We start from the raw sequence: 18429 nt of genomic DNA, 5'->3' as shown, positions 1-18429 counted from the left end.
GGACGTCTATGCTTCCGACCTGTACAGGCCCTGGTCGGCAATATAGTCACGTACGTTCTTGACGGTCATGTAATTGATCGTGCGACCCTTCGTGACGCGATGGCGGATCTCGGTAGACGATATCTCCAGCAGCGGCGCCGATACCCATATCGGCTGCTTTCCGTCGATGGTGAGATTCTCCGTCATACGCTGTTCCTGCTCGGGTGTGAGGAGGAAGGGCCTGCGTACGATGCAGAGCTGGGCCTCGCGAACGATACTGTCCCATTCCTTCCATCGCACGAATTCGATGGCCTGATCGCTGCCGATGAGAAGGTGGACGATGGCACCGGGATGCTCGTTCGCGAAGTGTCGTACGGTATCGATGGTATAGGAGATTCCTCCCCTGTCGATTTCGACATCACTCGGACGGAAGCGCGGATGCTGTCCGACCGCACGCCGCACCATTTCCAGCCGTTGTTGCGGAGTGGCATCGGCCACTGCGACACCTGCCTTGAAGGGCGACTGGTTCGCAGGCACGAAATAGCAGACGTCCAGCTCCATCTGTTCGACGAACCTGTCGGCGATGATCAGATGAGCGATATGGATCGGATTGAAGCTGCCGCCAACGAGACCGATTCGTTGCATGGTACGTGACCCGAACGTCAGGCGGTACGGACGAGGGTCTGGGCCGATTCGCGACGACCGTGCACGACGTTCAGCGAGATGAAGCTGCGGTTCGGTTTGCACCGTGCCTCGAACTCGTCGCGGAACTTGAGGATGAAGCCGCGCACGGGCCATGCAGCCGCATCACCGAGAGCACAGATCGTATTGCCTTCGATATTCGAAGCGACGGACAGAAGCAGGTCGATGTCGGCGGACGTCGCTTCGCCGTGGTCCAGACGATGGAGTACCTTCTCCATCCATCCGCAGCCTTCGCGGCAGGGCGTGCACTGACCGCACGACTCGTGGTGATAGAACCGGGCGATACGCAGCGTGACCGCCACGATGTCCGTGTCCTCGTCCATCACCATGATGCCGGCCGTTCCGATGTGGGTTCCGAGAACCTTCAGCGATTCCTCGTCCATACGGATGCCGTCGATCTCGTCACCGCGCAGCGGCGGCATGGACGATCCACCGGGGATGACGGCCTTGACCTTCTTGTTCCCGGGAACACCACCACAGATGTTGTGGATGATGTCGGTGAGCAGCGTTCCCGTCGGCAGTTCGTAGACGCCGGGCTTGTTCACGTGGCCGCTCACGCCATAGAGGATCGTGCCGGCATGACCCTGGGCACCGATCCTGGCGTATTCTTCGGGTCCGAGAGCCAGGATGGCAGGGACCGTTGCGATGGTTTCGACGTTGTTGATGGTCGTGGGCATGCCCCATAGACCCTTGTTCGCGGGGAAGGGCGGCTTGAACCGCGGATAGGCGCGATCGCCCTCCAGCGAATTCATGAGGGAGGTTTCCTCGCCACAGATGTAGGCACCGGCCCCCTTGTGGACCACGATGTCGATGGAGTAGTCTCCACCGAAGGCCGACTTCATACGCTCGCCGATGTAGCCCTTGGCATAGGCCTGTTCGACAGCCGCTTCCATCATGCGTACCCATGCATGATACTCGCCACGGATATAGATGAAGGCCTTGCTGATGCCCATGGCATAGCCGGCGATCATGATGCCTTCGATGAGCTGATGCGGATTGGATTCGAAGATCTGGCGGTCCTTGAAGGATCCGGGCTCGGATTCGTCGCCGTTGATGGCGAGATACTTCGGCTTGTCGTTCCCCTTCGGCATGAAGGACCACTTGAGTCCCGTCGGAAAACATGCGCCACCACGTCCGCGCAGACCCGATTTCTTGACTTCATTGATCACCTCGTCGGGCGTCATACGTACTGCCTTACGGTATTGCTCGTAGCCACCGTTGGCGATGTACGTGTCGATCTGATGCAGATCCTTGATCTGCGGAATGACCAGATATGGTGCGGTATACATGAGTGTTCCGGACGGTGCGTTCATTGCATCGGAGCAAATATACGGTTTCGTGGACACCGACGTGCCGTCCTCCTGTCCATCAAACCGGCTGCGTCGACGTAAGCAGGGTCCGCAACTGGTCCGTCGTGATCGGCTTCGGCACGTATTGACGTACCACGTCGTACTGACGGGCACGATTCACGTCCCTGGGATCGATGGAGGAACTCACCAGGTAGATGCTGATCTTCTTGGCCATGTGCGAGCTGAACTCCTGGAAGGCATCCAGGAACTGCCAACCGTCCATGTAGGGCATGTTGAGATCGAGCAGAAGGACGTCCGGCAGGAGCTGCGCTTCCTCCTGATGTTCCTTGAGGAAGGTGAAGGCGCCCTCGCCATCGGAAAAACCGACCACCGAAACGTCGGGACGGATATGATGCAGCATCTTCTCCAACGTGAACTGGAATATCCTGTCGTCGTCGACCAGACAAACCCGGGGTGCCTTGACGGTCATCGGTGAGTCCCTTTCACGGGGAGTTGTACTTCGAATGTCGAGCCATTGCCGACCGCGCTCCAGACGTTGATGGTACCGCCGATGGATTCGACGATGTTCTTCACGAGAAAGAGCCCCGCACCACGCCCCTGATGATGACGATGGAAGGTCGTCCTGAGCCTGAACAGCTTGTCTCCGTACCGTTCGAGGTCGATACCGAGGCCGTTGTCCGTCACTCTGATCACCGCATGGTCCTGAACGAGACGCGTGTCGATGTCGATCACCGGCGTCCTGTCGGGCGATGCGTAGACGAGAGCGTTCTGCAGGAGATGGAAGAGGATATGCTCGAGATAGACCGGCGAGACGTCGATGTGCGTGCATGCCAGAAGGTTGTACCTGAGCACGGCCCCTTTCGCATTGATGGCCTGGGCGAGTTCCGCAGTAATCCTCTCGAGGACAGCCTCTACCGATACATGTTCCGCCGGCATAGCATTACCCGTACGTACGCGTACGGCGGTCGTGACATCGTCCAGCGTCTGGACGAGCTGGTCGACCGACGACGAGAGATTGGCGATCAGTTCCCGCCGGTCCAGTTCCGTCCGCACCTGATCGAGCATGTGCAGCAGCATCACGAGGTTGCTGACCGGTGCACGCAGGTTGTGAGACATGATCTCGCCGAATTCTTCCAGTTGCTTGTTGTGCTTCGTCAGCCGGTCGATGGCAGATTCCAGGCGTCGTTCCTGTTCCTTGCGTTCGGTGATGTCCTGATAAGCTCCGAACAGACGTTTCGGACGCCCGCCCGCACCGTACTCCGTCTTGAGCAGGGTACGCACCCAGATATTCCTGCCGTTCGCCGTCACGACCGGCAATTCCAGGTCATGATTGCCGCCCTTCGTCATCGCATCTTCCATGGCCTGTCCGATGACCGGCCGTGCTTCCGCACCGAAGAAGGCGATGGCTGCATCGAGCGTGGGTACGTAGTCGTCGGTGACGTCATGGATGCGCCGTACCTCGTCCGACCAGTAGAGTGCGCCGGTATCGACGTCGAGCTGCCATCCGCCGACCTTGGCAAGAGCGTTCGTCTCGCGCAGGAGTTTCTCCTGTACGGCCGTACGTTCCTGTGCCTGACGTCGTTCCGTGATGTCGATCATGGTCGTATGCAGTTCGATGACGTTACCCGTCGCGTTCCGTACCGGCAGTGTCACGATGTCTACGTCTCTCCAGCCGATATCCCTGTGATGTATCCGATGTCTTGCGGGACCGTATGCCGTTCCTCTGATCAAACCCCGTGTAAAGGCATTCTTCAACTCGCGTCGTTCATCGGGATGGACGACATCCAGTACGTTGTGCACGGACGTCACATCATCCATGCCCAGCAACGGGGCAAGGGTCGGGCCGGCATAGAGTACCGCCCCGGATGGACCATGAAGAAGAATGGCGTCAGTTCCCATTCCCGACATGGTGTCGTGCACTTGTCTAATGTTCATGTGGTGGCGATCTGGAGGTTGCTGCTACCGACAGATCGGAACTTGAGTTAAGGACGCTACAAACGTACGTCCCACCGGTCGGTCGGATCAATCCGCATTTCTACCTGTTGCTGATCGCCGTAAGCACATGGTATACTGGTAATTACGTACGCCGATGCCATTCCCTCAACGGCCCGCGAGGATCCGCAATCGCTCCAGTCTGCCCGGTTCGTCGGCAGGGACCCACCGGTCCGCCGACAGCATATCGAACGCTCGTGAAAGATGCTGCCATGCCCCTGCTTCGTCGCCACGGGCGAGCAGGAGTTCCCCCATTTCCTCGTGTACGAAGCCGCCGGCGGCAGACTGCAACCGCTCTGTCCGGTCAATGGAGCACATCCCGTATCGACATCGAGCGGCCATCCACCGACCTTGCGCCTGACGTCGTTCCCGGATATCGATCATGGTCGTATGCAAGTTGATGACGTACCTGCCGCATTCCGTACCGGCAATATCACGATATCAACGCAAATGGTTAAATGACACCCGTAAATGTCGACATCGCACCCCATGTGCGAATCTGGTCTGCGCTACGTTTGGTCAATCAATCATGAAACAATGAAGCAACGACATGAGAAAGATCAGAATCTTTGAACATTGCTCCCTTGACGGCGTGATCGAGCATGACAAGAACTACGCCTACGGAGGATGGACGGCACCTTATCGTACCCCAGCAGGGATGAATATGCTTCTGGAAGCATACGGTAAGGACTTCGACATGCTTCTTGGGCGCAAGACCTACGATGAATTCCTGGGATACTGGCCTGGTGCCGGGGACTTCCCGATGGCCAACGCTATGAACGCCGCAACGAAGTTTGTCGTCACTCATAGACCAGAGACCCTTGAATGGGGACCGGTACAGGGCTTGGGCGGAGATATCCTGGAGGGGCTCCGCAACCTGAAGTCGACAGATGGCCCGGATCTGGTTCTTACCGGAAGTATATCGCTAACGTCCACCCTGCTTGACGAGGGGTTGGCGGATGAGGTTATCCTTATCGTATATCCGGTGTTGCTGGGCAGAGGCAAACGCCTTCTTTCAGACAGTTTCGGCGCCCGCAACCTCGAATTTGTGAGTACGAGGACCACGCCAACAGGAGTGTTGCTCAATGCGTACCGTCACCTGGGAGCACTGGAACGCTGATTTCCCATTTGGCAGGATTCCTGTACGATTCCCTCAACGGCCCGTGAGAACCCGTAATCGTTCCAGTCTGCCGGGTTCGTTGGCCGAAATCCATCCGTCGGCCGACAGCAGATCGAACGCTCGTGAAAGATGCTTCCGTGCCCCCGCGTCGTCGCCACGGGCGAGCAGGAGTTCCCCCATTTCCTCATGTACGAAGCCATCGGCGGCGGCCTGCGACCGTTCAATCTCGTCGAGATTGGCGTTCTGGATGACTTCCGCTTCGTCCAGCCTCCCGAGCGCACGCAGGACGCGGCCCTTCGAATACCGCGCGATACGTGCCTGCTCCGCCCTGCCCATCGTGGTGCGCAGAACGATATCCTTTTCGAACAGCGCCAGGGCTTCGTCATATCGCCCCATATCGAACAAGGTCCAGGCCGTGTTGTTGTACAACGGCCCGAGCCATCCCTTCGAGCGGACGTCGTCGGTACGCTCGATCATGGCGATGGCCCGCATGTTCCAGTCCAGCGCTTCCTCTGCAGGCGAAGCGATGCCGAGCATGTGCATCGCGTCGATGGTATAGTAGTCGAGGCCGTGGCGCTCGGCCACGTCATATGCCGACAGGAATGCAGCGACGGCTTCGCCGCGGCGTCCGGACGAGTTGCAGGTACGTCCTTTTTCGAGGGCCCACCGCACATGAAGCCTGGGCTCGTTCGTCGCGATCACGGATGGCTCGATGGCATCGAGTTCGGCATGGGCTTCGTCGAACATGCGGCGCAACGACATCGTACGTGCGATCTGGGTGCGCACCTCGAGATGGAGAGCCTGGGGCTCACCTTCGGCGATGGCCACCGCGAGACGTTCCCTGAAGCGTGCTTCGGAGGCTGCGGGGTCCCGGTAGTCCCAGAGAGTATCGATGTCCTGTGCCGACATGACGGATCACCTGACGGTTACGAAGAGGTTGCGGACCGGCCCCGGTATCATGACGAAGACGTGCATCGTCGTGTCGCTCAGGCTTTTTCGACGACGACGGCCAGTCCCTGACCTACACCGATACACAGGGCAGCGGCACCGTAGCGGACATTGCGTCGGTGCATCTCGCGCACGAGATGTCCGAGGATCCGGCCACCGCTCATGCCGAGCGGATGGCCGATGGCGATCGCCCCACCGTTGACGTTCACGATATCGGTGTCCAGTTCCAGATCACGGATACAGGCGATGCTCTGTGCGGCGAAGGCTTCGTTGATCTCGACCAGACCGAGATCGGCGACCCTGATCCCGGCACGCTCGCATGCCATGCGAATGGCACCGACCGGACCGATGCCCATGATACGGGGATCCACGCCTACCGCACCATTACCGATGATGCGTGCGAGCGGCGCAAGTGCGTGCTTCTCCAACGCCGCTTCGCTGGCGATGATCATTGCGGCCGCGCCATCGTTCAACGACGATGCATTGCCCGGCGTCACGCTTCCACCCTTCCTGAATGCGGGCTTCAGAACGGCCAGCTTCTCGAGCGTGGTATCCTGACGCGGACATTCATCCTTCGCGACGACGACAGGATCGCCTTTCTTCACCGGGAGAACGACGGGAATGATCTCGTCGTCGTAGAGTCCCCGTTCCTGCGCTGCGACGGCCCGCTGATGCGAGCGCAAGGCGAAGGCATCCTGCTCTTCGCGCCCGATGTCCCATCGCTCGGCGACGTTTTCGGCCGTTTCCCCCATCGCTTCGAGGGGGAACATGGCTTCCATGGCCGGATTCGGATAGCGCCATCCGAGCGCCGTATCGTAGGCGGTGATGTTGCCGAAGACGGCGCCACCGGAAACGTTCTTGGGCATCGAATATGGTGCACGCGTCATGCTTTCGAGTCCACCCGCCACGATGACGTTCGCATCACCGGCACGGACGGCACGGGAGGCCTGGATGACGGCTTCCAGCGACGATGCGCAGAGTCTGTTGACCGTGACGCCCGGTACAGTGTCGGGCAGACCTGCGAGCAGTGCCGACATCCGCGCGACGTTACGATTGTCCTCTCCGGCCTGGTTGGCGCATCCCATGATGACGTCGTCGATCGCATCCAGAGCTACCGACGTGCGGTCGACCACGGCCTTGATGACGAGTGCCCCGAGATCGTCCGGACGAACCGTGCGCAGTGCACCGCCGAACTTGCCGACAGGTGTGCGGAGCGGAGAAACGATGTAGCTATCCATAATGAGCGGTCGTGTTCTTGTGTACGTGATCGATGAATATTCCCTGCATGAGCCGACAGGCCTCATGCCAGGCCGGCGATGTTCTGCTCAAGCTTCGTTGCCGTCGTGGTCCAGTCGGACAGCTTCCGTCGTTCGACATCCACGACGTCGGGCCTGGCACCGGCGAGGAATCCCTGGTTGGAGAGCTTCTTCTCGATTCCGGCGATCTGCCCGCGCAGTCGCTCGAGTTCCTTCGTCAGACGCTGACGTTCCTTGCCGAGATCGACCTTGCCTTCGAGAACGAGGAAGACTTCCACACCCCGGACGACGTCGGCGACACTGCCCGCAGGCTTCGGCAGATTCGTACCGATGACGAGGTCGCTGCAACGACCGAACGTCGCGATGATGTTGCGCTGCTCTTCCAGGAAGGCGGCAAGGTCCGGATCGCACGACAGATGCAACGGCAGACGTTCGCTCGGCGGAATGGCCATTTCGGCACGCTGACGACGAACGGCTTCGACGACGGTCTGCAGCAGGTCGAATCGGGCTTCCGTATCAGGCACGATGGCCGCGGCATCCACGACCGGTACACCTGCGAGACCTACCGTACGGGCGTCGTCGTGTCCGAACAGACCATGCCACAGTTCGTCGGTAAGGAACGGCATGACGGGATGCAGGAGCTTCAACACGCCTTCGAAGATGGAGAAGGCGAAGACGAGCAATCCCGCACGATATCCGGCATCCTGATGCGCATTGAACTGCACCTTGAAGACTTCGACGTACCAGTCGCAGAAGTCCCGCCAGACAAAGTCGTAGAGCGTCTTCGAATATTCCGTTAGCTTATAATCTTCAAGGGCTTGCGTTGCAGCAGCTACAGTGGAGTTGTAGCGCGACGTTATCCACATGTCGGCTGTTGATAACGTGAAGGACGGTGCGATTCCTTCCGGCAGATCGGCCTCGACCTTCTTCATCTGGAGAAAACGGGCCGCGTTCCAGAGCTTGTTCGCGAAGTTACGGCCGATCTCCATCGAGGGGATGTCCTGCGTCTTCTCGTCGACGTCGAGACGCACATCCTGTCCGAGCGGAGCAAGGTAAATCATTGTAAATCTTACTGCATCCGCGCCGTACTTCGACATCACGTCAAGCGGATCAGGTGAATTACCCAACGACTTGGAAAGCTTACGGCCTTTGCTGTCTCGTATGATACTCGTGAAGTAGACATCCTTGAACGGGACCGTACCACGGAACTTGAGCGTGGCCATGATCATCCGTGCTACCCAGAAGAAGATGATATCCGGCCCGGTCACGAGAAGATCGGTCGGCAGGTAGTAGTCCATGAGTCGTGCGGCATCGGGGCCTTCCTTGCCGTTCTCTTCGCCCTGCCATCCCATCGTCGTCAACGGCCAGAGCCATGACGAGAACCACGTGTCCAGTACGTCCGGATCCTGGATCAGGGGCGTTCCTGCGGGCAGGCCGAGTTTTCCACATGCTTCTTCCGACGAATGGGCGGCAGTGTAGCGCCCATCCTCCGAATAGTAGACGGGAATGCGATGGCCCCACCATAGCTGACGCGAAATGCACCAGTCGCGGATATTCGTCATCCAGTGCTCGTACGTCTTCACCCAATGTTCCGGATAGAACCGGACTTCACCGTCGAGGACGACCTTGAGCGCGGGTTCCGCCAGAGGCTTCATGTTGACGAACCACTGATCGCTCAGATACGGTTCGACGACTTCGCCACCACGTTCGGAGAAGCCGACATTGTGCGTATAGTCTTCGACCTTCTCCATGAGCTCGCGTTCTTCGAGCGCCGTTACGATCTTCCGTCGTCCCTTGAAGCGATCGAGACCGGCAAACTCCCCTGCCAGCTCGTTCAGGGTCGCATCGGCGTTGATGCACGACGGCATCGGCAGTCCGTGACGGACGCCTATCTCGAAGTCGTTCGGATCGTGGGCGGGCGTGATCTTCACGCAGCCCGTACCGAACGTCGGATCGGCATAGTCGTCGGCGATGATCGGAACGCGTTGTCCGCCGATCGGTACGATGACGTATTTGCCGATCAGGTGGGCATACCGTTCATCGCGTGGATTCACGGCCACGGCGACGTCGGCGAAGATCGTTTCCGGGCGTACCGTCGCCACGAGCAACGTCGCCGAACCATCCTCGAGATGGTATCGCAGCGTATAGATGTGTTCCTTGACTTCCTTGAATACCACCTCCTCGTCGCTCAACGCACTCTGTGCCACGGGCGACCAGTTGATGATGCGCTTGCCGCGATAGATCAGTCCCTCATCGAACAACCGGATGAAGACGTCGCGTACGGCATTGGAAGCACTGTCGTCCATCGTGAACAGCGTGCGCTCCCAGTCCGACGAGTTGCCGAGAGTCCGCAGCTGCTGGAGGATGATGCCACCGTACTTCTCCTTCCATTGCCACACGCGATCGACGAAGGCATCGCGACCCAGATCGTAACGGGAGAGACCTTCCTTCTTCAGCTCCTGTTCGACCTTCGACTGCGTGGCGATACCGGCATGATCGAGTCCGGGAAACCAGCATGTCTCGAAGCCGCGCAGACGATTCCAGCGGATATACATATCCTGGAGCGTATGGTTCAGTACATGACCGAAGTGAAGGATACCCGTCACGTTCGGAGGCGGCATCAGGATCGAATACGGCTCGCGTTCGGAAGGAGCGGATGAGAAATGTCCGGCACGTTCCCACGCCGCATACCAGCGTGGTTCGGCATCCGCCGGAGTGTAGGTCTTGGGCAGCAATTCATTCATGGAGAGTTAACGCGAACGTCTAGGATGAGTACACAAAGTTATCAGTATATTTGGGAACATTAGCCTGAGTCGGCGGTCGAATCTCGCACAAGCAGCATTAGCACGAATGCAGCCCGGTGCATTCACCGCATGTCGTATCAAATGGAGGAGATTATGCGTTTTCCACGTGTAGGGGTAGGAGCCGCCGCCATACTGTCGCTGGGTGCGGCAGTCGTGCTCTCGTCGTGTACTTGCAAGATCAAGGATGAGCAGTTGGCGTCGATACGCCAGCTTCGCACCGAAGAAAAACAACTCACGGCCGATATCGAAAAGGCCGAGCGTGACAAGACACGCATCTCCGGTGAGTTGAGCTCGCGCCAGAACGACGTTCGGAAATGCAACGAACAGAAGGCATTCGTGCAGGACAAATTGGCAAAGTGGCCGGACAACGTATGGCCAGATTACAACCCCAACGCAGTGCCCGCTCCCACCGAACCGGTGAAGACGGACACGAAGAAGAAGCGTTGAGCCCCTGTCTTCCCTGCCAATGAACTGAATACGAAACAACTCAAGAGATCAAACCAATGAAGAACCTTCTGTTGATCGCATTGCTGTGTGGCGGTATGATCGCCCCGGCACTCGCGCAAGACCAGACACCGCCGCCGCCGGCAACGAAGCCCGATGAAGAACTGACGTGCGACGAAGCGGATGCACGCATCCTCCAGTACAAGGGCTCGAACGGCACCCTGTCCACCAAGCTCGGTGGCATCAAGACCGACATCCAGAAATCCGAGTCCGACCTCGCCGCAGCCGTCCAGGGACTGAAGGCATGCAACGACGACATCTATTCGATGCTCGGTGCAACGGAAGCGGATGTCGCCAGCTTCCGCCAACGCCTTGGCCAGCTCGAAGGTCGCGTTCGTGAAATGCAGCGGATGTCGGACGATCAACTCGCCGACAAGCAGGACGAAGTGAAGGCACTCGAAACGCAACTGAACGACATGCGCAAGGAACGCGTTTCCATCCTTCCCGAATTCTACGATCGCATCATCGCCCTGGCCCGTGACATCAAGGGTCTCTACCGCGAGAAGAAGATCAAGGGGTACACCGTCGGTACGTGGGCCGAAAACCGCGACTGCCTCTGGAACATCTCCGGCCGTCCCGAAATCTATGCCGATCCGTTCCAGTGGCCCAAGATCTGGCAAGCCAACACCGACAAGATCAAGAACCCCGACGTCATCCAGCCGGGCTGGGTACTGACGGTTCCTCCGGCCGGTCCGAAGACCTCCGACGAAATGAAGGCTGAACGTTCCTACTGGCGCAAGAAGCGCGCTGCAGCCGTCCGTGCCGCCGACGCCACCACGGCAACGACGCCCGCTCCCGCAACGGAAAAGAAGAGCAGCGAAGCAGGTCATTGATCAGCCGTTCGAAGAATCTTCACAAGGGCCGACTCCCAAAAGGGTCGGCCCTTTTCGTATGTTGCCGAACCATTCCCTAACCAACCTTCTACGCATGCATATCGTCGAAAAGAAGATCAAGATCACCGACGTCGACCCGCTCGACCTGTTCGGTTCGCAGGAGTCCAACCTGCAGCTCATCGAGAACAAGTTCGATACGGCCATCACAGTGCGCGGGGATACGATCATCCTGCGCGGCGAGCCGGCCGAAGTGCGCAAGATCGAGATGATCTTCAATGAACTTCTCTATACGCTGCAACGCAACGGCAAGCTGAGCCTGACGGATGTCTCCATGATCATCGACCTCGTGGATGGCGGCCGTGCCGGCCAGGCCCCGCAGGTGAGCACGGACGAACTGGACAGCGTCATCCTCTGGGGCAAGAAGGAAGTCATTCGCGCCCGCACGCCGCGGCAGATGGAATACTATCAGAAGGCACAATCGAACGATCTCGTCTTCTGTATCGGGCCGGCAGGTACGGGCAAGACCTTCCTCGCCGTGGCCATGGCCCTGAGCGCGCTCCGCGCCAACGAAGTCACACGCATCATCCTGTCCCGTCCGGCCGTGGAGGCAGGCGAATCGCTCGGCTTTCTTCCGGGCGACATCTCGGAGAAGGTCGACCCCTATCTGCGCCCCCTGCTCGATGCCCTGGCCGATATGGTGAGCCCCGACAAGCTGAAGAGCATGCTCGATCGCCGTATCGTCGAGATCATTCCCCTCGCCTACATGAGAGGCCGCACGCTGAACAACTCTTTCATCATCCTCGACGAAGCGCAGAACTCGACGAGGATGCAGATGAAGATGTTCCTCACGCGCCTCGGCAAGAACTCCAAGGCGATCGTCACGGGTGACGTCACACAGATCGACCTCGCCAGACGTACGGACTCGGGCCTCACGGACGTCCATCAGCTCTTCAAGGGAATCCAGGGAATCGGCTTCGTCGAATTCGACAAGGTCGACGTCGTGCGTCACCGTCTCGTCGCGGAAATCATCGGCGCTTACGAGCGTGCGGATTTGAACAACGGCTCCACTGCATGATCGAACTGTTCCGCATCGGTTTTCTATCGGTATGGCTCGTCGACGTGATCGACGTGCTCGTGATCGCCATCCTGTTCTATGTAGTCTATCGCGCCCTGCGCGATACCGTCGCCGTCCAGATCCTCTTCGCCCTCGTCATCCTCCTCGCCCTGTCCTTCATCACGGAGGCGGCGAACCTGAAGACTGTGAACTGGGTGCTCAGACGTATCGCGGACATCGGTCTCATCGCCTTCATCGTCCTGTTCCAGCCCGAACTGCGCCGCGTGCTGCTCATGCTCACACAATCACGTCTGTTCCGTCTGTTCATCAGGACCAGCGACAACGAGACGATCGACGACGTGGTCGATGCCGCACGTGAAATGGCCGCCAAGCACATCGGTGCACTCATCGTCTTCTCCCGTTCCGAACATATCAAGGTCACCATCGAAACCGGGATCGAACTCCAGGCAGCCGTATCGGCGGAACTGCTGCTGTCGATCTTCAATCCCCGCTCGCCACTGCACGATGGTGCCGTGGTGATCGACAACCAGACCGTCGTAGCCGCACGCTGCGTCCTGCCTCTCAGCAGCCAGCAGAAGGTGGGCACGAAGAATCTCGGCACCCGGCACCGGGCCGGCCTGGGCCTCAGCGAACAGGCCGACATCGTAGCCCTCATCGTCTCGGAGGAAACCGGCTCCATCAGCATCGCCTACCAGGGCGACCTCGAAATAGACATCGCTCCCGAGCACCTCAAGAGCCTTCTCCAGGAACATATCGCGGCAATGGCCGCATCATGACCCCATTCCGATCTTCATGGTATCCCGTCATCATCCCAGAACGAACACGGTATTCGACGAACAACGTCAACACCTCCTCTTCCAGCTCCGTCAGCGTGGCATCACCGACCAGAACGTCCTCGCGGCGATAGGACGCATCCCGCGCGAACAGTTCGTACCGCAGGCGATACGCAGCCGCGCCTATGAAGACACGGCACTGCCCATCGACGACCGTCAGACCATCTCCCAGCCCTTCACCGTTGCGTTCATGACGCAATACCTGGCCGTCGTGCCGGGTATGAAGGTGCTCGAAATCGGAACGGGCAGCGGATACCAGGCAGCCGTACTCGCCGAACTCGGCGCCCGCGTCTATACCATCGAACGCCATGCCGCGCTTCACCAGAAATCGCGCGCCATCCTCGAATCCCTCGGCTATCGTGTGACGTGCCGTCATGGCGACGGTACGATAGGCTGGACGGAGCATGCACCCTATGACGGCATCATCGTTACGGCAGGTGCACCAGACGTTCCCGAAGCCCTGGCACGACAGCTCACCATCGGAGGACGTCTGCTCGTCCCTGTAGGTGACACCAACCAGCAGACGCTCTATCGCGTCACACGTACGGGCGACGAGACGTGGTCGGTCGACGACCTGGGGCCGTTCAAGTTCGTTCCGCTCATCGGACGCCAGGGATGGGAAGATGCCTCCGGTCGCTGACCATCGTCCCGTTCTCGTCATCGCCGGTCCAACGGCCGCAGGAAAGACGGCCGTCTCACTCGCTCTCGCCGCACGACTCCGGATCGAAGTCGTCTGTGCCGATGCGCGTCAGGTCTACCGCCATCTCGACATCGGTACGGCCAAGCCGACACCGGACGAGCAACGGGTTTGCCCGCATCACTGCATCGACCTTCTCGAGCCGTCGGAACCGTACAATGCGGCCGACTACGCACGGGATGCCGCGAAGGCGATCGCGGGGATCGCCCCGGACGTCCTCCCTGTCCTCGTAGGAGGATCGGGGCTCTACATCGATGCGCTCCTGGACGGTCTGTCGGAAACGGTCATCGCCACCGATCCCGATGTGCGTGCCCATATGCACGAGCGCTTCGAGCGAGAAGGACGCGAGGCATTGTATCGCGAGCTCTCCATCATCGATCCGCGCGCTGCGGCACGGTATACGGACATGAATCCCCGGCGCGTGCTCCGTGCTCTCGAGTATCACCGGATGACGGGAATGCCCTTCTCGTCCACATGGGATGCACCACGCACACCAGGACCGTACGAACCGCATCGTATCGTCGTCACGCAACCTCGTCCCATCCTGTACGAGCGCATCAACCATCGCTGCGACCTCATGTGGGAGGCAGGCCTGGTGCAGGAAACGGAACGCGTCCTCGCACTGGGTATCCCGCCGACTGCGCAGGCCCTGCATACCGTGGGCTATACGGAAGCGCTCGCCGTACTGCACGGAGAGATGGACGCAGCGACCGCTCTCGAGCGGATGAAGCAGTCGACGCGCAACTACGCGAAGCGTCAGCTTACGTGGTTCGGTAGAGACCGGCGCTATCGCTGGTACGAGGGCGATCCTGCAGGAATCGCGGAAAAGATCATCACCGATACGGCATATGAGATGCTGATACGTTCTTACACGGGATGATCTCGTATTTTTGCACGGCAGCCACTGAGGAACTCCCGTTGTCCATCCGCTCGACGATACCTTCGCTGCTGACGGCGATCGTTGCCCTTGCCTCATGCTTCGGCGCCAGTGCCCAGGATTCATCCCGTCAGCAACCAACGTCCATCAATCTTCCGATCCCTTCGCAATACGACAGCACGAAGGCGCTCGCCGCATTGCGCAGCAGGCTCGATGCCGTCTTCGGTGGTCCTGCCCATCGCAGTGCGCAGTTCAGCGGCTACGTCGTCTCGCTCAAGCGAGGGAACGTGCTCTACGAGCGCAATCCCAACCTCATGCTGACGCCGGCATCCACGACGAAGCTCTTCTCCACCGCTGCGGCCTTCCATCTCTTCGGTCCGAACGGCGGCATCAACACGGACATCCATACGGACGGACGACTCGACGACAAGGGAACGCTGCACGGCAACGTCTATCTCATCGGCCGTGGCGATGCCCTGCTCACCGTCAACGATCTCGAAGACCTCGCGGACAAGGTCCGTGCCGCGGGCGTGAAACGCATCACGGGTAACGTCTATGCGGACAACTCGCACTTCGATCCCGTCGGCGACCGGGCCGTCTACAGTGGCGATGGTGAACAGGTACAGCCCATGCCGCCCGTCGCTGCGCTCACGGTCAACAAGGGAACCGTCACCGTTCTCGTGACGGGTTCCGTCGGTGGACGCGTTTCGGTACAGACCATTCCGTCGAGCGAGACCTTCGATGTCGTCATTGCGGGAGGCGCACCGGCGAAAGGCAGACGTGCACGACGCGGACGGCTCCAGGTCAACAGCAGAACGCTCGACAACGGCTTCCAGCAGTTCGTCGTGAGCGGCTCACCCGGTGCCAACCGTACCGTGTCGAAGTACGTTTCGATGTCACGTCCCGCACTCGCGGCGGCGGGAACGCTCTACAGCAGACTGCGGGCGGGCGGCATCGACATCGACGGTACCGTTTCGGAAAAGCATGCGCCCCCGGCCGCACGACGCCTCGTCTCGTTCCAGCGTCCCCTCGTCGACTTCGCCTCGGTGGTGAACAAGCGCAGCGACAACTATCTCGCAGAGCATGTCTTCAAGATGGTCGGCGCCCATTGCGGTGATCATACGACAACGGCCGTGCGTGCGAAGAAGGCGATGCTCGAGATCCTCGACTCGCTCGACATCCAGCGAACGGGATGTCTGTTCAACGACGGCAGCGGACTCTCCCGACGCAACCGCGTGTCGGCGTCCATCGAAACCAACCTCCTGCGCGAGATCGCCACGCAGCCCTATGCGGACGAGTTCCGGGCGACGCTGGCCATCGCCGGACGCGACGGTACGTTGCGCGGCAGGATGACGGGAACGCGCGCCGAGGCCAACCTCGTGGGCAAGACGGGTACGCTGCGGAACGTGAGCGCTCTTTCCGGCTACGTGACTACCGCCGATGGCGAACCGCTCGCCTTCTCCTTCATCTCCAATGGTCCGAGCGTCGGTACATACAAGGCCAGGGAGAACGATGCCGGTGCGATACTGGCAGCCTTCAGTTACCGGACTCCCGTCGTCGTCCCCCCCCCTGCTGCGGCCGTCGTGCCTCCTGCTCCCGAACGCCGAAGCGCGATCGCACCGAAGAAATCAGTGCGCAGGAAAACAGCAACCCCACAACGTCAGCAACCACGTCATCGAATCCGGCAACGCGGTGCGGGACGTACGACTGGTGCCATTCGTCGGTCAACGCAAAAGCAAGGCCGACAGAAAGCGACCACGAAGCGAGCCCGAAAGCGGACACGCTAGGTCTGTTCCCTATCACGGCGAGTTGTACGGCGATGCCATAGACGGCATAGGCTGCCGCATGCACGAGCTTGTCCTGCCAGCCGAAGCCGAGATCCGGAACGGTGAGCCCGGGAATCGACGACAACCAGAACAACGTGATGGATGCGCCGATCAACGGCGCGGACAGAAGCCAACGGCGGCCGGTCGACGTCATCGTGGAATCGCTCCCTTCATCGCCCCGATCAGATCACCGGCCATCATCGTTTCCATGGGCTGCGATACGGCCAGGATGTCACCGGCCGTCGCATGAAGGAAGGCGCCGAGCGAAGCGGCCATATAGGGTCGTACGTGCTGCGCACACATCGCGGCGATGATACCCGTAAGGACATCGCCACTCCCTGCCGTCGACATTCCCGGATTGCCGCCGATCGTATAGCAGATCGTCGTACCGTCGGTCGTGACGGACGGCACATCCTTGACATGCATGATGCAGCCACGTTCGCGTGCATACACATCGGCACGTTCGATCACGGTATCGACGATGGACGTACGTTCTTCACCGAGGAGCCGCGCGAACTCACCGAGATGCGGCGTGAGGATGACGTTATCCATGGGACGCGTCAGCAGGGGCACGATGCGCAAACCATCGGCATCGATGACGACGGGCTTCGTCTCCGGAAGCCCGTTCACGAGATCGGCCACCATGGCGATGGTCTCGGCATGCATACCGAGACCGGGCCCTACGGCAAGTACCGTCGCCCGTTCTGCAAGGGTATGCAGGGATTCCTTCGCCGACGGTGCGATCGTTCCCGTATCGGTCGTGGGCATGACGTGCGTGATCACTTCACGCGGTGTGTGCGGATGCACGGACGGTGTGGCGAGCTCGACGAGTCCCGCACCCGAAGCGATGGCGGCATGAGCGCACAGCGAAGCTGCGCCCGGCATGGCCGTCGATCCGGCGATCACGAGTATGCGACCGTAGTCGAACTTCGACGTCGCGTCATCGCGTCGTGGCAACAGGTTCCGTATGTCCGATCCTTCCATCACGAAGCCACGGATGTATCGCCACACCAGGTCGTCGGGAGCGCCGATGTCGGCTTCGTGCAGGACTCCACAGACGCGTCGACCACGTCCACGTAGCAGCCCGGGCTTCAGCGCGGCCATGGTGATCGTATGATGGGCATGGAAGACGGGACCGTCACACGCACCCGTCGATGCATCGAGTCCGGTCGGAACGTCGATTGCTACCTTCAACGCATGGACACCGTTCAGTGCGTCGACGACATGACGCAGGGGATCGCGCAGGTTCCCCGAACCACCGACGCCGATCAGGGCATCGATCACGACGTCCCAACCTTCGCTCACGATGGTATCGATATCGTGTATCGGGCGAATGGGGCGGCATGCTTCGGCCTTGCGGCGATTCGTATGCGTCTCCGGGGTCGTATGCCGTGACGTTTCCGTGGCGATGACGGTGACGTCGGCGATATCCGCGAGCATCCATGCGATCGCATAACCATCGCCGCCGTTGTTGCCCGCTCCGCATGCGATCAGTATCCGTGATCGTCGATCAGGACGCAGCAGCGTCTTCACGATCTTCGACGCGGACCGTGCCGCCTGCTCCATCAATCCGGCGGCGGACAACCCGGCTTCGGCGATGCATGCAGCATCGAGCGTTCGAACGGATACAGGATCCAGTACTGGTTTCATGGTTCAATAATACGCAGGCAGCG

General features: G+C 59.9%; 17 protein-coding genes. 8 read left to right on the top strand and 9 right to left on the bottom strand.

The window, feature by feature from the left end:
- Window positions 1–6: 6 nt before the first annotated feature.
- The 5 genes from BGO89_01805 to BGO89_01785 all read right to left on the bottom strand — a co-directional run bounded on the left by BGO89_01805 (window position 7) and on the right by BGO89_01785 (window position 4367).
- The gene (locus tag BGO89_01805) at window positions 7–624 is read right to left on the bottom strand and encodes a nicotinate (nicotinamide) nucleotide adenylyltransferase (protein ID OJX61335.1); all 618 of its coding nucleotides are present in this window, start codon (window positions 622–624) and stop codon (window positions 7–9) included.
- A 17-nt stretch (window positions 625–641) separates the two neighbouring features.
- Window positions 642–1994: an NADH oxidoreductase (quinone) subunit F gene (locus tag BGO89_01800; GenBank protein ID OJX61334.1), complete on the bottom strand. Its 1353-nt coding sequence runs from the start codon at window positions 1992–1994 to the stop codon at window positions 642–644.
- Window positions 1995–2049: 55 nt separating this feature from the next.
- The gene (locus BGO89_01795; protein ID OJX61333.1) at window positions 2050–2460 is read right to left on the bottom strand and encodes a hypothetical protein; all 411 of its coding nucleotides are present in this window, start codon (window positions 2458–2460) and stop codon (window positions 2050–2052) included.
- Window positions 2457–3890 (bottom strand): hypothetical protein, encoded by a 1434-nt coding sequence (locus BGO89_01790; protein OJX61332.1) that lies wholly within the window; start codon window positions 3888–3890, stop codon window positions 2457–2459. The genes BGO89_01795 and BGO89_01790 overlap by 4 nt, the downstream gene beginning before the upstream one ends.
- Before the next feature lie 201 nt (window positions 3891–4091).
- A complete protein-coding gene (locus BGO89_01785) occupies window positions 4092–4367 on the bottom strand; it encodes a hypothetical protein (GenBank protein OJX61331.1) in 276 nt (91 codons plus the stop codon).
- A gap of 166 nt (window positions 4368–4533) precedes the next feature.
- Between BGO89_01785 and BGO89_01780 the strand changes: the two genes are divergently transcribed.
- Window positions 4534–5103 (top strand): deaminase, encoded by a 570-nt coding sequence (locus tag BGO89_01780; GenBank protein OJX61330.1) that lies wholly within the window; start codon window positions 4534–4536, stop codon window positions 5101–5103.
- Between the two features lie 33 nt (window positions 5104–5136).
- On the opposite strand, the gene BGO89_01775 is transcribed toward BGO89_01780, so the two are convergent.
- The 3 genes from BGO89_01775 to BGO89_01765 all read right to left on the bottom strand — a co-directional run bounded on the left by BGO89_01775 (window position 5137) and on the right by BGO89_01765 (window position 10051).
- Window positions 5137–6012, bottom strand: a complete 876-nt coding sequence (locus BGO89_01775) for a hypothetical protein (protein ID OJX61329.1) — start codon at window positions 6010–6012, stop codon at window positions 5137–5139.
- Window positions 6013–6089: 77 nt separating this feature from the next.
- The gene (locus BGO89_01770) at window positions 6090–7289 is read right to left on the bottom strand and encodes a beta-ketoadipyl CoA thiolase (GenBank protein ID OJX61328.1); all 1200 of its coding nucleotides are present in this window, start codon (window positions 7287–7289) and stop codon (window positions 6090–6092) included.
- A gap of 62 nt (window positions 7290–7351) precedes the next feature.
- Window positions 7352–10051, bottom strand: a complete 2700-nt coding sequence (locus tag BGO89_01765) for a valine--tRNA ligase (protein OJX61327.1) — start codon at window positions 10049–10051, stop codon at window positions 7352–7354.
- Between the two features lie 153 nt (window positions 10052–10204).
- On the opposite strand from BGO89_01765, the gene BGO89_01760 reads away from it, so the two are divergent.
- The 7 genes from BGO89_01760 (at window position 10205) to BGO89_01730 (ending at window position 16717) form a co-directional block, all read left to right on the top strand.
- Complete coding sequence (locus BGO89_01760; GenBank protein OJX61326.1) at window positions 10205–10558, top strand: hypothetical protein; 354 nt, start codon at window positions 10205–10207, stop codon at window positions 10556–10558.
- A 56-nt stretch (window positions 10559–10614) separates the two neighbouring features.
- Entirely contained in the window at window positions 10615–11448 is an 834-nt protein-coding gene (locus tag BGO89_01755) for a hypothetical protein (protein ID OJX61325.1), read from the top strand.
- 100 nt (window positions 11449–11548) lie between these two features.
- Window positions 11549–12523: a phosphate starvation-inducible protein PhoH gene (locus tag BGO89_01750; protein ID OJX61380.1), complete on the top strand. Its 975-nt coding sequence runs from the start codon at window positions 11549–11551 to the stop codon at window positions 12521–12523.
- Entirely contained in the window at window positions 12520–13299 is a 780-nt protein-coding gene (locus BGO89_01745) for a TIGR00159 family protein (GenBank protein OJX61324.1), read from the top strand. Before BGO89_01750 ends, BGO89_01745 begins: the two co-directional genes overlap by 4 nt.
- Before the next feature lie 16 nt (window positions 13300–13315).
- Complete coding sequence (locus tag BGO89_01740) at window positions 13316–13996, top strand: protein-L-isoaspartate O-methyltransferase (GenBank protein OJX61323.1); 681 nt, start codon at window positions 13316–13318, stop codon at window positions 13994–13996.
- A complete protein-coding gene (locus BGO89_01735) occupies window positions 13980–14933 on the top strand; it encodes a tRNA (adenosine(37)-N6)-dimethylallyltransferase MiaA (GenBank protein ID OJX61322.1) in 954 nt (317 codons plus the stop codon). Before BGO89_01740 ends, BGO89_01735 begins: the two co-directional genes overlap by 17 nt.
- A complete protein-coding gene (locus BGO89_01730; GenBank protein OJX61321.1) occupies window positions 14930–16717 on the top strand; it encodes a D-alanyl-D-alanine carboxypeptidase/D-alanyl-D-alanine-endopeptidase in 1788 nt (595 codons plus the stop codon). The genes BGO89_01735 and BGO89_01730 overlap by 4 nt, the downstream gene beginning before the upstream one ends.
- 189 nt (window positions 16718–16906) lie before the next feature.
- On the opposite strand, the gene BGO89_01725 is transcribed toward BGO89_01730, so the two are convergent.
- A complete protein-coding gene (locus BGO89_01725; GenBank protein OJX61320.1) occupies window positions 16907–18406 on the bottom strand; it encodes a hypothetical protein in 1500 nt (499 codons plus the stop codon).
- Window positions 18407–18429 lie beyond the last annotated feature (23 nt).

This window comes from Candidatus Kapaibacterium thiocyanatum (assembly GCA_001899175.1).
Classification (GTDB): domain Bacteria; phylum Bacteroidota; class Ignavibacteria; order Kapaibacteriales; family Kapaibacteriaceae; genus Kapaibacterium; species Kapaibacterium thiocyanatum.
The sequence above is the reverse complement of the archived record's forward strand: the minus strand, read 5'-3'. Positions and strand labels throughout refer to the sequence as shown.

What these genes read in the sequence shown, in the direction of transcription:
- BGO89_01805 (OJX61335.1), bottom strand. Translation starts at nt 624, where the DNA reads ATGCAACGAATCGGTCTCGTTGGCGGCAGCTTCAATCCGATCCATATC.
- BGO89_01725 (OJX61320.1), bottom strand. Translation starts at nt 18,406, where the DNA reads ATGAAACCAGTACTGGATCCTGTATCCGTTCGAACGCTCGATGCTGCA.
- BGO89_01730 (OJX61321.1), top strand. Translation starts at nt 14,930, where the DNA reads ATGATCTCGTATTTTTGCACGGCAGCCACTGAGGAACTCCCGTTGTCC.
- BGO89_01755 (OJX61325.1), top strand. Translation starts at nt 10,615, where the DNA reads ATGAAGAACCTTCTGTTGATCGCATTGCTGTGTGGCGGTATGATCGCC.
- BGO89_01745 (OJX61324.1), top strand. Translation starts at nt 12,520, where the DNA reads ATGATCGAACTGTTCCGCATCGGTTTTCTATCGGTATGGCTCGTCGAC.
- BGO89_01735 (OJX61322.1), top strand. Translation starts at nt 13,980, where the DNA reads ATGCCTCCGGTCGCTGACCATCGTCCCGTTCTCGTCATCGCCGGTCCA.
- BGO89_01765 (OJX61327.1), bottom strand. Translation starts at nt 10,051, where the DNA reads ATGAATGAATTGCTGCCCAAGACCTACACTCCGGCGGATGCCGAACCA.
- BGO89_01760 (OJX61326.1), top strand. Translation starts at nt 10,205, where the DNA reads ATGCGTTTTCCACGTGTAGGGGTAGGAGCCGCCGCCATACTGTCGCTG.
- BGO89_01780 (OJX61330.1), top strand. Translation starts at nt 4,534, where the DNA reads ATGAGAAAGATCAGAATCTTTGAACATTGCTCCCTTGACGGCGTGATC.
- BGO89_01800 (OJX61334.1), bottom strand. Translation starts at nt 1,994, where the DNA reads ATGAACGCACCGTCCGGAACACTCATGTATACCGCACCATATCTGGTC.
- BGO89_01775 (OJX61329.1), bottom strand. Translation starts at nt 6,012, where the DNA reads ATGTCGGCACAGGACATCGATACTCTCTGGGACTACCGGGACCCCGCA.
- BGO89_01770 (OJX61328.1), bottom strand. Translation starts at nt 7,289, where the DNA reads ATGGATAGCTACATCGTTTCTCCGCTCCGCACACCTGTCGGCAAGTTC.
- BGO89_01740 (OJX61323.1), top strand. Translation starts at nt 13,316, where the DNA reads ATGGTATCCCGTCATCATCCCAGAACGAACACGGTATTCGACGAACAA.
- BGO89_01790 (OJX61332.1), bottom strand. Translation starts at nt 3,890, where the DNA reads ATGGGAACTGACGCCATTCTTCTTCATGGTCCATCCGGGGCGGTACTC.
- BGO89_01785 (OJX61331.1), bottom strand. Translation starts at nt 4,367, where the DNA reads ATGATCGATATCCGGGAACGACGTCAGGCGCAAGGTCGGTGGATGGCC.
- BGO89_01795 (OJX61333.1), bottom strand. Translation starts at nt 2,460, where the DNA reads ATGACCGTCAAGGCACCCCGGGTTTGTCTGGTCGACGACGACAGGATA.